General features: G+C 67.2%; 13 protein-coding genes. 10 read left to right on the top strand and 3 right to left on the bottom strand.

What is annotated here, in order from left to right:
* Nucleotides 1-175: 175 nt before the first annotated feature.
* The 7 genes from rpoH to EPD80_RS08540 all read left to right on the top strand — a co-directional run bounded on the left by rpoH (nt 176) and on the right by EPD80_RS08540 (nt 7,326).
* Nucleotides 176-1,075, top strand: a complete 900-nt coding sequence (gene rpoH / locus EPD80_RS08510; protein WP_142811070.1) for an RNA polymerase sigma factor RpoH — start codon at nt 176-178, stop codon at nt 1,073-1,075.
* A complete protein-coding gene (gene thiD, locus EPD80_RS08515) occupies nt 1,068-1,919 on the top strand; it encodes a bifunctional hydroxymethylpyrimidine kinase/phosphomethylpyrimidine kinase (protein WP_142811072.1) in 852 nt (283 codons plus the stop codon). The genes rpoH and thiD overlap by 8 nt, the downstream gene beginning before the upstream one ends.
* Nucleotides 1,920-1,965: 46 nt before the next feature.
* Complete coding sequence (gene thiC, locus EPD80_RS08520) at nt 1,966-3,882, top strand: phosphomethylpyrimidine synthase ThiC (protein WP_142811074.1); 1,917 nt, start codon at nt 1,966-1,968, stop codon at nt 3,880-3,882.
* 10 nt (nt 3,883-3,892) lie between these two features.
* Nucleotides 3,893-5,818, top strand: coding sequence for a DNA helicase RecQ (gene recQ / locus EPD80_RS08525; RefSeq protein WP_142811076.1), 1,926 nt, complete (start codon nt 3,893-3,895; stop codon nt 5,816-5,818).
* Nucleotides 5,819-6,009: 191 nt separating this feature from the next.
* Nucleotides 6,010-6,483, top strand: coding sequence for a helix-turn-helix domain-containing protein (locus EPD80_RS08530; RefSeq protein ID WP_142811078.1), 474 nt, complete (start codon nt 6,010-6,012; stop codon nt 6,481-6,483).
* The gene (locus tag EPD80_RS08535; protein WP_142811080.1) at nt 6,483-7,064 is read left to right on the top strand and encodes a PIN domain-containing protein; all 582 of its coding nucleotides are present in this window, start codon (nt 6,483-6,485) and stop codon (nt 7,062-7,064) included. The genes EPD80_RS08530 and EPD80_RS08535 overlap by 1 nt, the downstream gene beginning before the upstream one ends.
* A 13-nt stretch (nt 7,065-7,077) precedes the next feature.
* Nucleotides 7,078-7,326, top strand: coding sequence for a hypothetical protein (locus EPD80_RS08540; RefSeq protein ID WP_142811082.1), 249 nt, complete (start codon nt 7,078-7,080; stop codon nt 7,324-7,326).
* A gap of 80 nt (nt 7,327-7,406) precedes the next feature.
* On the opposite strand, the gene EPD80_RS08545 is transcribed toward EPD80_RS08540, so the two are convergent.
* The 3 genes from EPD80_RS08545 to EPD80_RS08555 all read right to left on the bottom strand — a co-directional run bounded on the left by EPD80_RS08545 (nt 7,407) and on the right by EPD80_RS08555 (nt 9,378).
* Nucleotides 7,407-7,634, bottom strand: a complete 228-nt coding sequence (locus EPD80_RS08545; RefSeq protein WP_142811084.1) for a type II toxin-antitoxin system HicA family toxin — start codon at nt 7,632-7,634, stop codon at nt 7,407-7,409.
* A 3-nt stretch (nt 7,635-7,637) separates the two neighbouring features.
* Nucleotides 7,638-7,847 carry a type II toxin-antitoxin system HicB family antitoxin gene (locus EPD80_RS08550; protein ID WP_028873926.1) on the bottom strand — a complete coding sequence of 70 codons (210 nt, stop codon included), beginning with the start codon at nt 7,845-7,847 and terminating at the stop codon, nt 7,638-7,640.
* Between the two features lie 67 nt (nt 7,848-7,914).
* The gene (locus EPD80_RS08555; protein ID WP_142811086.1) at nt 7,915-9,378 is read right to left on the bottom strand and encodes a surface-adhesin E family protein; all 1,464 of its coding nucleotides are present in this window, start codon (nt 9,376-9,378) and stop codon (nt 7,915-7,917) included.
* A 142-nt stretch (nt 9,379-9,520) separates the two neighbouring features.
* Between EPD80_RS08555 and EPD80_RS08560 the strand changes: the two genes are divergently transcribed.
* Genes EPD80_RS08560 through aroE form a run of 3 tightly spaced genes read left to right on the top strand, consistent with a single transcriptional unit; the run spans nt 9,521 to nt 13,167 of the window.
* Entirely contained in the window at nt 9,521-11,440 is a 1,920-nt protein-coding gene (locus EPD80_RS08560) for a ribonuclease catalytic domain-containing protein (RefSeq protein WP_142811088.1), read from the top strand.
* A complete protein-coding gene (locus EPD80_RS08565; RefSeq protein WP_142811090.1) occupies nt 11,437-12,330 on the top strand; it encodes an energy transducer TonB in 894 nt (297 codons plus the stop codon). Before EPD80_RS08560 ends, EPD80_RS08565 begins: the two co-directional genes overlap by 4 nt.
* Nucleotides 12,331-12,333: 3 nt before the next feature.
* Complete coding sequence (aroE, locus tag EPD80_RS08570; RefSeq protein ID WP_142811092.1) at nt 12,334-13,167, top strand: shikimate dehydrogenase; 834 nt, start codon at nt 12,334-12,336, stop codon at nt 13,165-13,167.
* Nucleotides 13,168-13,281: the final 114 nt, after the last annotated feature.

The following is a 13,281-nucleotide window of genomic DNA, read 5'->3' on the forward strand; positions in this document are numbered from 1 at the left end:
TTCGCGATTCCATCACCAAAGACAAGCCTCTCGCCGCCTTTTGTTACCGTCAGCTGCAAGGAATGTTGCAGCTTTGCAACATTTCGATACATGCGATGGAACCTGCACCCGCTCTTGGCACTCTCAGGCATCGAGTGCTAAATTCGCCACAGCAAACCATCGAGGAAGGAGCAGCATGACGAGCAATGCAGTCGTACCGCTGGGATACGCCCCGGGCTTGCCGAGCCCCGTCTCCAGCCTGGAGCAGTACGTGCGGGCGGTGCGCAGCATTCCGCCGCTCTCCGCCGAGGAAGAGAAGGAATTGGCGCGCCGCTGGCGGCTGGAGCGCGATCTCGAGGCGGCACGGCGCCTGGTGCTGGCGCACTTGCGCTACGTGGTGGCGATCGCCCGGCAGTATTTCGGCTACGGTCTGCCGGAGGCCGACCTCATCCAGGAAGGCAACGTGGGGCTGATGAAGGCGGTGCGCCGCTTCGACGAGACCCGCGGCGTGCGGCTCGTGACCTTTGCGGTGCACTGGATCAAGGCGGAGATCCACGAGTTCATCGTGCGCAACTGGCGCCTGGTGAAAATCGCCACCACCAAGGCGCAGCGTAAGCTCTTCTTCAACCTGCGCCGCTTGAAAGGCTCGAGCAACGCCCTGCAGCCGGCCGAGGCGCGGGCGATCGCCGAGGAGCTGGGGGTGAAGCCCGAAGAGGTGCTGGAGATGGAGGCGCGCTTTGCCGGGGCGGAGGTGCCGCTGGAGACGCCCGCGGGGGAAAGCGAGGAAGACGCGCTGCCCGCGCCGATCGCCTATCTGCCCGATCCGGGGGCGACGCCCGAGGAGGCGGTGCTGGAAGCCGAGGCGCACTGGCTCGCCGACGAGGGGTTGCGCGCGGCGCTCTCCAAGCTCGATGCGCGCAGTGCCGACATCGTGCGCCGGCGCTGGCTGGCCGAGGAGCCGGAGACGCTGCAGGCGCTGGCGGCGGAGTACGGCGTCTCGGCCGAGCGCATCCGCCAGATCGAGGCGGCGGCGATCAAGAAACTGCGCGCCTGGCTCACGCAGACCGCGGGCGCGGGAGTGCCTGCCCATGCCTGAGGCCGTGCCCAACGTGCTCTCGATTGCCGGCATCGACCCTTCCGGCGGGGCGGGGCTCTACGCCGATCTCAAGACCTTCGCAGCGCTGCGCACCTATGGCTGCGGCGTGGTGACGGCGCTCACGGCGCAGAACACCCGGCGCGTGCGCGCGGTGCACGTGCCGCCGGTGGAGTTCCTGCGTGCGCAGCTCGACATGCTCTTTGCCGACGTGGCGATCGCCGCCACCAAGACGGGGATGCTCGCCAGCGCCGCGGTGATCGAGACCACGGCCGAGCGGCTCGCCCACTGGCGGGCGCAGGGGCAGAGCCCCATTTTGGTGGTCGATCCGGTGATGGTGGCGAAGAGCGGGGATACGCTCCTCGATCGCCAGGCGGTGGGCGCGCTCGTGGAGGCACTGCTGCCGCTCGCCACCTTGATCACGCCCAACCTGCCGGAGGCGGCGGTGCTGCTGGGGCGCACGGCGCCGGAGAGCCGGCGCGAGATGATCCGCGCGGCCGAGGCGCTGCGAGCGCTCCTGCCCACCGACGACGGTCACTGGGTGCTACTCAAAGGCGGGCATCTGCCGGGGAGCGAACTCGTGGATCTGCTCTTCGATGGCGAGCATCTGCACGAATTCGTCGCTCCGAAGGCGGCGACGAAGAACACCCACGGCACCGGCTGCACCTACGCCGCGGCGATCGCGGCGCTCGCCGCCCGGGCCGGCTCGCCGCTCACCGACGCGACGATGCGCGAAGTGGTCTCCGAGGCACACCGCTATCTCCAAGGAGCGATCGCGGCGAGCGGCGCGCTTTCCGTCGGCCACGGGCACGGGCCGCTGCATCACTTCCACGCGCTCTGGCTATAATGGGCCGACGGGCATGTCGCCCGGCCCCCATACAGAGAGCGCGCCCATGAACGCCAGAGACCATTTTTTCGCCGCGAGCGCGCGCGTCGACGCCGCCGCGGTCCAGCCTTTCCCCAATTCGCGCAAGATCTACGTGCAGGGCTCGCGCCCCGACCTGCGCGTGCCCATGCGGGAGATCCGGCAGGCGGATACGCCGGCCTCCTTCGGTGCCGAGCCCAACCCGCCGATCTACGTCTACGATACTTCCGGCCCCTACACCGATCCCGAGGCGCACGTCGACATCCGCCGGGGTCTGCCGCCGCTGCGCCGAGCGTGGATCGAGGAGCGCGGGGATACCGAAGTGCTGCCCGGGCCGACGAGTGCGCACGCGCGGGCGCGCCTGGAAGATCCCGCCACCGCCGCGCTGCGCTTTCCGGGCCTTGCGCGCACGCCGCGACGCGCCAAGCCCGGGGCCAACGTGACGCAACTGCACTACGCCCGCCGCGGCCTCGTCACGCCCGAGATGGAGTTCATCGCCATCCGCGAGAACCAAAACCGCCGGGCGTATCTCGAGGCGCTGGCGCGAAGCGGCCCGCGCGGCGAGCGCCTCGCGCAGATCCTCGCGCGCCAGCATCCGGGGCAGCGTTTCGGGGCGCGCATCCCCGAGGAGATCACGCCGGAATTCGTGCGCGCGGAAGTGGCCGCCGGCCGGGCGATCATCCCGGCCAACATCAATCACCCCGAATCCGAGCCGATGATCATCGGGCGCAACTTCCTGGTGAAAGTGAATGCCAACATCGGCAACTCGGCGCTCGCCTCCGACATCCAGGAGGAAGTCGACAAGATGACTTGGGCGATCCGCTGGGGGGCCGACACCGTGATGGATCTCTCCACCGGCCGCCACATCCACGAGACGCGCGAGTGGATCATCCGCAATTCGCCCGTGCCGATCGGCACGGTGCCCATCTACCAGGCGCTGGAGAAGGTCGACGGCAAGGCCGAGGAGCTCACCTGGGAGCTCTTCCGCGACACGCTCATCGAGCAGGCCGAGCAGGGGGTGGATTACTTCACCATCCACGCTGGGGTGCGGCTCGCCTACATCCCGCTCACCGCCCAGCGCCTCACGGGGATCGTCTCGCGCGGCGGCTCGATCATAGCGAAGTGGTGCCTGGCACACCACCGGGAGAATTTTCTCTATACGCACTTCGAGGAGATCTGTGAGATCCTGAAAGCCTACGACGTGGCCTTCTCGCTGGGCGACGGGCTGCGCCCCGGTTCGATCTACGACGCGAACGACGAGGCGCAGCTGGCGGAGCTGAAGACGCTGGGAGAGCTCACCCGCATCGCCTGGAAACACGACGTGCAGGTGATGATCGAAGGGCCGGGACACGTGCCGATGCAGCTCATCCGGGAAAACATGGAGAAGGAGCTCGAATGGTGCGACGAGGCGCCGTTCTACACGCTCGGACCGCTCACCACCGACATCGCTCCGGGGTACGATCACATCACCAGCGCCATCGGTGCGGCGCAGATCGGCTGGTACGGCACGGCGATGCTGTGCTACGTCACGCCCAAGGAGCACCTGGGGCTGCCGAACAAGACCGACGTGAAGGAAGGCATCGTCACCTACAAGCTCGCGGCGCACGCGGCCGATCTCGCCAAGGGGCATCCGGGGGCGCAGATCCGCGACAATGCGCTCTCCAAGGCGCGCTTCGAGTTCCGCTGGCAGGACCAGTTCAACCTCTCGCTCGACCCGGACAAGGCGCGCGAATTCCACGACGAGACGCTGCCCAAGGAATCGGCCAAGGTGGCGCATTTCTGCTCGATGTGCGGGCCGAAATTCTGCTCGATGAAGATCACGCAGGAAGTTCGCATCTACGCCGAGGAGAAAGCGCTCTCCGAAGAAGCGGCGCTCGCCGCGGGCCTGGAGGAAAAGGCGGACGAATTCGTGCGCGGTGGGGCCGAGCTCTATCGTCCCGAATAGCGTCGAGACGATGAGCGCGTCCGTAGCGGAAGAGGAAGAATCGTCGCTCGCCGCGCGCATGCAGGCGCTGCTCGCCCGCGTCTTCGGGCATGCGCGCTTTCGCGGACCGCAGGCCGAGATCGTGGCGCACGTGGCGCGCGGCGGCGATGCGCTGGTGTTGATGCCCACGGGCGGCGGGAAGTCGCTGTGCTACCAGCTGCCGGCGCTGCTGCGCGAGGGGGTAGGGATCGTGATCTCGCCCCTCATCGCGCTGATGGAGGATCAAGTGGCGGCGCTGCGAGAGAACGGCGTGGCCGCGGCAGCACTGCACTCGGGCATCGCCCCGGAAGAAGCCGAGTCGATCGAGCGGGCGACCCGCGAGGGGCGGGTGAAGCTCCTCTATTGCGCACCGGAGCGGCTGCAGACGCGCCGTTTCCTCGAGCTGTTGGATGCGCTCGCCGCCCAAGGGGCGATCGCGCTCTTTGCCATCGACGAAGCCCACTGCGTGTGGCAGTGGGGGCACGACTTCCGTCCCGACTACCTGCACCTGGCGATGCTGCCGGCGCGCTACCCCCGGGTGCCGCGCATCGCGCTCACCGCCACGGCCGACGCGGCGGCCCGCGAGGAGATCGCGGCGCGCCTGGCGTTGCACGAGGCGCGCCGCTTCGTCACCAGTTTCGACCGCCCCAACCTCTTCTACGCCGCCGAGCGCAAGCGCGGCGACGGGCGGGCGCAGCTCCTCGCCTTCCTGCGACGGCAGCCGGAGGGCGGCGGCATCGTCTATTGCCTGTCGCGCGGCAAGACGGAGAAACTCGCCCGCTGGCTGAACGATCGGGGCATCCCGGCGCTGCCCTACCACGCCGGGCTCACGCACGAGGTGCGCGAGCGCCACCAGCGGCGGTTCCTGGCCGAGGACGGCCTGGTGATGACGGCGACCATCGCCTTCGGCATGGGCATCGACAAACCGGACGTGCGCTTCGTCGCCCACCTGGATCTGCCGCGCTCGCTCGAAGGCTACTACCAGGAGACGGGACGCGCCGGCCGCGACGGCGAACCGGCGCAAGCCCATCTCCTGTGGAGCGGCGAGGACGCGGTGTGGCATCGGCACATGATCGAGACCTCCGACATGCTGCCGGAGCAAAAGGAGATGGCACACCGGCGGCTGGACACGCTGGTGGACATGGTCGCGGGCACCGGCTGCCGGCGGCAGGCGATCCTCGCCTATTTCGGCGAGACCGTCGGCCCCTGCGGGCGCTGCGACCGGTGCCTCGCGCCGGTGCGGCCGTGGGAGGCGACGGACGCGGCGCGCAAGGCGCTCTCCACCGTCTATCGCACCGGCCAGCGCTACGGCGCGGCGCACCTCATCGACGTGCTGCGCGGTCACGCCACCGAGGCGGTGGTGCGCCGCGGGCACGACCGGCTGAGCACCTACGGCCTGGGGGTCGATCTGCCCGTAGAGACCTGGCAGGCGGTGTTCGACGAGCTGCTGCTGCGCGGCCGGCTCTCGCTCGACTTCGAACGGCATCGCGCCCTGGTGCTCACGCCCCGCGCGAGGCCCCTGCTGCGCGGGGAGGAGCCGTTCTTTCTTGCCTTGCCCCGCGCGACGCCCAAGGGCTCGGCCCGCGACGCGACCGCGGCTACGGTGCCGGCAAGCGACACCCTCTCGCCGGCCGAGCAGGCGCGCTTCGAGCGTCTGCGCCGCTGGCGCCTGCAGCAGGCCCAGGCCGACGGCGTGCCGGCCTACGTGATCTTCCACGACAAGACCCTGCGCGAACTCGCGCGCCGCGCCCCGGCAACGCTCGCGGAACTCGCCCAAATCGAAGGGATCGGTGCGCGCAAACGGGAGCGCTGGGGCGAGGAATTGCTCGCGCTGCTGGCCGCAACCAGCGACGAATCCGCAGCGCTTGCGGTGCTCGACAAGGCCGCCGACCAGCCGCCACTTCCCTCCGATCTATAGCGTTCCTCGAGGCTGCGACGTGGGAGCGCGGGGTCGTGATAGGAACGGCCTGCCGTGTGAGGCGCTGCGCGGAAAACGACTCATCGTCGGCATTCCAGGAACGCCTCGAGCGTCAATTTAGGTGCAGGGCGTTTCACTTGTTGCACTTATTGTGCTAAGGTTGGCAAGGATCACTGCTTCAGGAGCGAACCATGCGTACCCTCGATCATCTTCACCGTGTTTCCCCTCCTTTGCTTTCCGATGAGGACAAGGAACTGGCCAAGGCCGCTCAGCGCTGCATCATGGCCTCGCTGGACCATGCGCGGGCCGCGACGATCACCTTGCGAACGGACGAGGAAGGCTCTTCCCCCGTCGTCGAGCTGCCGCCGGCCACCTTGAGGTTGATCGGCCAGTTGCTGGGGGCCTTGAGCGAGGGGCATACCGTCGTGCTGATGCCGGGCACTCAAGAGCTGACGACGGTGCAAGCGGCGCATCTGCTCAATGTCTCACGCCCATTTCTCATCAAAGAGATGGAGGCCGGCCGCCTACCGTATCGCAAGGTGGGCTCGCATCGGCGCGTTGCCCTCGATGATCTTCTGGCGTACGCCAAGGAGATGCGGGCAAGGCAACGGCAAGCGCTCGAACGCCTGGCAGAAAACGAGCGCGAGTTGGGGTTGGACTACTGATGATCGTCTCCCCCCTTCACACAGCGATTCTGGATGCGTGCGTTCTGTACCCCATTGCAATAGCCGATGCCCTCGTAAGCATGGCCGCGGAAGGGGTATTCACAGCCAAATGGACCGTACGCATCGAGGAGGAGTGGATGGGCGCGCTCGAGCGGCAGCGACCAGACCTCGTCGGCAAACTGGGGGTCCGCCGTGACAGCATGCGAGAAGCCATCCAAGACTGGGAGGTCCCCGAATCGGCCTGGGGACCCTTGGTGCCGAGTATCCATCTTCCTGACCCGAACGACGCGCACGTCCTGGCCGCAGCCATCGCTTGCAATGCAGACTACATAGTTACTTTCAATTTCAAGGACTTTCCACGAGACATCTTGAATGAACACGGGATCATCTTGTCGGATCCCGATTCTTTCATCATCGAGCAGTGGGATATGGATCCCATCGGGGCGATCTTGGCATTCAAGCAAATGCGTGCCCGTCGCAAAAAACCTCGTTCGGGTCCGAGCGAATTTGCCGACATTTTGGAACGAGCCGGTTTGCCCATGACCGCCAACAAGATAAGAATGGCCGCCGATCTCATCTAGGGAGAAAACGACGATGGCAAAGACTTCCTATCCCCTGCGGCTCGATGAAGACGAACGTGCGCGCGCCAAACGAGTGGCCGAGGCCTTGGGCATTTCGGAAAACCGGCTCTACGCCGAGCTGATTCACGACGGGCTGTTGATGCACGAGCAGCGCCTCTACCTCCAGCGTCTGCGCGAGCTTGCCGCAACCAGCGACAAATCCGCAGCGCTTGCGGTGCTCGACAAGGCCGCCGACCAGCCGCCGATTCCCTCCGATCTATAGCGTTCCTCGGGCCTGCGACGTGGGAGCGCGGGGTCGTGATAGGAACGGCCTGCCGTGTGAGGCGCTGCGCGGAAAACGACTCATCGTCGGCATTCCAGGAACGCCTCGAGCGTCAATCCGACGTCACGCGCAATTTGACGCAACAACAAGGGCGAGATATCCATCCCTGGGTGGTACGGCACGGTCGTGCAACGACCGTCAGGATGCCGAAACTGCTTGTGCGAACCACGCTGACGCACTTCGACGAATCCAAGCGCGGTCAAAATGGAGATGACCTCGCGCGGCTTGAGAACGGGCAAGTTTCCCATGGCTCATGCAACGGCGACCTGATGGACGCCGACGAACTCGTATTCCATCTTCGGCTCGCCGTCTTCGAGCAGCATGGCAATGACTTCGGCAAGATTGCGGTGCAGCTCATCCAGCGTTCTGCCTTGCGCATGCGCGCCAGGAAAACCTGGGACATAACCCACGAAGAGGCCAGTCTGAGGGCAGCGTTCGATGACGGCGCTATAGACTTTCATTGCGCACCTCGTTCGATTACCGGTAAGGTTCATAGATTACCATCACCTTCCGATCTGTGAGACCGACTCAGCGCACGATGCCGAACAGGGGCCGGTCATGGCGCGGCTGCAGCGGCCGGCTGGTGCGCGGCCCTTGCGTGAGCGGGGCGATCTCGGCGGGGATGGCCTCGAGCGGTTCGCGAAAGACGATCCAGCGCACGTCTTCACGGCACGGCGGCCAAGGCTCGGAGCCCTCGTAGGTGAAGTAAGAGACGTCGACCGGCTCGAGCGTGCGCAGGTCGAGCGGCAATTCGCGCGGCGCGGCGCTTCCCTGCTCCGCCCAGTCCGCCAGCGCGGCGAGCAGCGGATGGGTGCGCTCGGCGGCGACCACGCGCAGTGCCACGAAGAGCCGGGAGCCGTCTTCCGCCCGATGCTGCAGAACCATCTCTCCCAAAGCGACGCGCATCCCGAGCCGGTGCGCTCCGGGGTGATGCCAGCCGATCCGCTCCAGCCGATACCACGTTCCTTGCCACCCCAGGCGCTGTTCCCGCGTCGGTTCGAGCAGCAAGCCCGTTTTGTCCTGCTTCAGGACGACGCGGCTGGGTTGGTAGCGGAAGAAAGGGGGCGGAATATCGGCCGGCGTGGCGCCTTCGAGCGCGATGGGGGATTGACGCTTGCCCTCGCGGCACAGGCGCCAGTCGGGCGAGAGGAGGTGCCAGCGGGCGGGACCGGCCGGGCCGTCGGCGTACGTCCATTCCTCCGGCATGGGACGCGGCGCGGCGCGGGCCGACGCGACCCTGCGCGGCGGAGGCGGCGTCGTGGCGACTCGGCTCGGCGCCGGAGCGGGAGTGACCACCGGCGGAGCAAGCAGCCCCGGCGGCGGGCGTGAAGGGGCCGGGGGAGGTGCCGGTGGGGATGCCGCCGGGGGCGTAGGCCGCGGCTGCTGCGGCATCGGAGTGCCCCCAGGTGGCGAGGGAAGCGGCAAACCGGCGATTTCGGGCGGGAGAGACTTCGGATCCACGAGGTCCACCCCGAGGGGCAAGACCGGAGGCGCGGCGACAGACGGCTTGGTCCCGTTTCCTTCCATGGCGCTACCGGCCGAGGCGAGGACCTCTTGGGCGATGCGTTGCAAGGCTTCCGCCGAAGGGGGGCTACAGACTACCATCCACAGGCGCTCATCGACCGTACCGGGCAAGACCGGCGCCGGTTGCGGCCTCTCGATCGTCTCTTCGGTCACGGGAAGATCGTTCGCGTCGAGATACACCCGCTTCACCGTGGTGTAGGTACGGCGCTGGCAGTCGAAGCGGTTGAGCGCCTTCACCGCGGCATAACCCCGCCGCCGGGATTCTTCCGGGCTGAACGTCACCCGCCCCCAGACGACTTTGACCCCGCCCTCGGCGGGGATGAGCGTATCCGGATCGATCTGCACCAGGCGGTCGCGGTCACGGGCCACGGTCTGCCATTCGGCTCGCGCCACCGTGCCAAGCGCACCCAGCACGAGCAGCACGAGCAGACGTCTCCACCATCGTATCGTCATGATTCCGCGTCCCATGATGACCCGCTCCGCCGCGCCCAGCCGCTCTCGATACGTTCGTTATCGGCAGTAGCGAAAAAAACTTGAGCTCCCGAAGGCGGCGGCACCGACGTGGATTTCGGGTAAACTGCACTGGATTCCGCCCTACGATGTCATTTCCATGTTCGTCCTTTTCGAAGACGCCGGCGCATTCAAGGCCGGCACGGTCGTTTCCGAGCAAGAAACCACGCTGCACGTCGAGCTCCCCTCCGGGCGGCGCCTCAAGGTCAAGCGTAACGCGGTTTTGCTACGCTTCGACGAGCCGCCGCCCCAGGTCTTGCTCGACGAAGCGCAGGCACGGGCCGAAGCGCTGGACGTCGATTTCCTGTGGGAAGTCTGCGGGGAGGACGAGTTCTCCTTCCTCGACTTTGCGCGCGAATACCATGGCGCCGAGCCCTCCGCGGTCGACGCGGCCGCGCTGCTGCTGCGGCTGCACGCTGCTCCGATCTACTTTCACCGCAAGGGCAAGGGGCGGTTCCAGAAGGCTCCGCCCGAGATCCTGCAGGCGGCGCTCGCCGGCCTGGAAAAGAAACGCAAGCGCCAGGAGGCGATCGAGCGCATGCGCGACGAGCTCCTGGCCGGGCAGCTGCCCGGAGAGATCGCCGCCGCATTGCCGCAGATCCTCTACCGGCCCGATCGCAACCGCCCAGAGACCCAGGCGCTGGAAGCCGCCAGCGTCGCCCTGCGCTGCTCGACGGCCCAGCTGCTGCTTTCGGTGGGTGCGATCGCCTCGACGCATGACTATCACTTTGGCCGTTTCGTCTTCGAGGCCTTTCCCGACGGACTCGATTTCCCCGAGCATGCCGTGCCGGCCTTGCCGCAAGATTTGCCCACGGCCGACGTCGAGGCGTTCTCCATCGACGACCTGTCCACCACCGAGATCGACGATGCATTCTCGGTCTCGCCCCGCCCCGGCGGCGGCTGGCGCATCGGCGTGCACATCGCTGCCCCCGCACTGGGAATCTCCCCCGGGGATACGATCGATGCCATCGCCCGCAACCGCATGTCCACGGTCTATATGCCAGGGCGCAAGATCACCATGCTCCCTCCGGCGGTGGTGGAACGATTCACTCTCGCCGAGGGGCACACTCCGCCGGCGTTGTCGCTCTATCTGGACGTAGACGCCTCGCTCGCCATCCAGGGCATGGAGACGCGGCTCGAACGGGTGCCCATCGCCGCCAATCTGCGCCTGCATGCGCTCGAACCCTTCTTCAACGAGGAAACCCTGCAGGACGCCTTGCCCGAGGATCTGCCCTGGCGAACCGAGTTGAAACTGCTCTGGGAGCTGGCCACGGTGCTGGAAGCCGGGCGCGGCAAGGCATCCGTGGCGCAGAACCAGATGGATTACATCTTCCATGTCGACTGGGCGGTGACGACCGAAGACGGGCCGGGCTGGGTAACGATCACGCCGCGGCCGCGAGGGGCGCCCATCGACAAATTGGTGAGCGAATTCGCCATTCTCACCAACCAGACCTGGGGCCGGCGGCTGGCCGAGCACGATCTGCCCGGCATCTATCGGGTCCAGCCTGCCGGCGGCAAGGTGCGCATGGCACTGGCCGCCGAAAGCCATGAGGGACTGGGCGTCGATTGCTACGCCTGGTCGAGCTCCCCCTTGCGCCGTTACGTCGATCTGGTGAACCAGATGCAGCTGATCGCTACGGTTCGCGGCACCCCTGCGCCCTTCCCCGAGCGCGGCCCCGAGCTTCTCTCGATCGTGCGCCAGTTCGAGGCGGCCTATCTCTCTTACCAGGAGTTCCAGCGCCACATGGAGCGCTACTGGTGCCTGCGCTGGCTACGGCAGCACCGCATCGCGCGGCTCTGCGCCACGGTGCTGCGCGACGATCTCGTACGCTGTGAGCGCCTGCCGCTGATCGTGAAAGTTCCTTCCCTCCCTCCGCTCGACCCCGGTTGCAGGGTGGAACTGGAAGTGGAAAGCACCGAACTCATCGACCTGGAACTCAAACTGCGATTCCGGCGTCTCATCGGACCAGGTGAGGCGACCGAAGCCGCGCCCGACGAATCCACCACCACGGTGCAATGAACGCGTCTTTCCTGCCCTCCTTTGCAACTCCTGCGCTGCCACGGCTATGGCGCCGGGTCCGGCACTGGCCTCTCGCCTGGGCCATGCTCCTCTCCGTGAGCCTGCACCTCGTGCTGCTCTCCCTCGAATTCATGCCCCCCGAACCCTCCGCGTCGGCCAAACGAGACGAGGGTCTGGAGATCGTGCTCGTCAATGCACGAAACCGCGAAACGCCAACGGATGCCAAGGTCCTCGGACAGTCTTCCCTGATCGGCGGTGGAAGCGAACGAAACGCGCCCACGCCGACCACGACCGAGAAACCGCGTGAGCGCGAACGTTCCACGGAAAGCCGCGTCGAGACGCGCGCCCGTCACAACGAGAAACCCTCCCCGGCGAAACCCACGCTCAGCCGCCGCAACGGCGAAACAGCGGCGTCCGATTCCCCGCAGACTCGGCCCGGCACTCCGGCCCCGAGCGGACTGGACCTGCTCGATCAGACGGCGAGCATCGCCCGCCTGCACGCGGCGCTCGACGAAAAGAACCAGCCCCTGAGCGGACCGCGCAGGCGCTTTTTCGGGGCCAACGTGAAGGAATACCGTTTCGCCCGCTACATCGAAGACTGGCGGCTGAAAGTCGAGCGCATCGGCACGCTCAACTACCCCGAGGAAGCCCGAGGCAAGCTCTACGGTAGCCTGCTCATGTCGGTGGCGATCGGTGCCGACGGCGAGCTGCTCGAGGCACGCATCGAACGCTCCTCCGGCCATCCGGTGCTCGACCAGGCGGCGCTGCGCATCGTCCGGCTCGGTGCCCCTTATGCGCCCTTTCCGCCGGAGATCCGTGCCGACACCGACGTGATCGTCATCAAGCGCACCTGGACCTTCACCCGTGAATCGCGCCTGCAAGGGAACTGAACCATGACCGATCGTTACGCCGTTTTCGGTCATCCCGTGGCGCACAGTAAATCTCCCTTCATCCATCACGCTTTTGCCGAGCAAACGGAGCAAGACCTGCGCTACGAGGCGATCGACCCCGGCGCCGAGGGTTTCGCCGCGGCCGCGCGGCGATTCTTTGCCGAGGACGGGAAAGGCGCCAACGTGACGCTGCCCTTCAAAGAGCAGGCGCTGAAGCTCGCCGACGAGGCGCTGCCGCGCGCGCGCGAGGCCGGAGCCGCCAACACGCTCATCGCGCGCGGCGGTCGGATTCTGGCCGACAACACCGACGGGGTGGGCCTGGTGCGCGATGTGACGCAGCGCCACGGCGTGCCGCTCGCCGGAGCCGAAGTGCTCCTCCTGGGCGCAGGCGGGGCCGCACGCGGCGTGCTAGGGCCGCTGCTGCGCGAACGGCCGCAGCGCCTGGTGCTCGCCAACCGCACCCTGGCCCGTGCCGAGGCGCTCGCCGAGGCGTTCGCGGCACTCGCCGCCGCAACGGGCGTGAGGCTGGAAGTACGAACCTGGGAAACACTACGTCTGCCGTTCACCGTGGTCATCAACGCCACGAGCGCGAGCCTCGCCGGCGAGCTGCCGCCGCTGCCGCCGGAGCTCTTCGCCGCGCGGCCCTTCGTCTACGACATGATGTACGGCGCCGCGCCCACCCCGTTCCTGCGCGAGGCGGCGCGCCACGGTGCGCGCACCGCCGACGGGCTGGGGATGCTGGTGGAGCAAGCCGCCGAGAGCTTCTTCCTCTGGCGCGGCGTGCGCCCGGACGCGCAGGCGGTGTATGCACGCCTGCGCGCCGCGCTCACGGGCTGAGGATCAAAGGGGACAGCTCGAAGAACCGTCGCGAGCGGCGGCAGGGCAAGGCGCCCGGAGCACAGGATGCGAGACATATCGAATGGATAGGCGAGCATCCGAGCACCGCGCAAC

The organism is Tepidiphilus olei, assembly GCF_006980705.1.
Taxonomy (GTDB): Bacteria; Pseudomonadota; Gammaproteobacteria; order Burkholderiales; family Rhodocyclaceae; genus Tepidiphilus; species Tepidiphilus olei.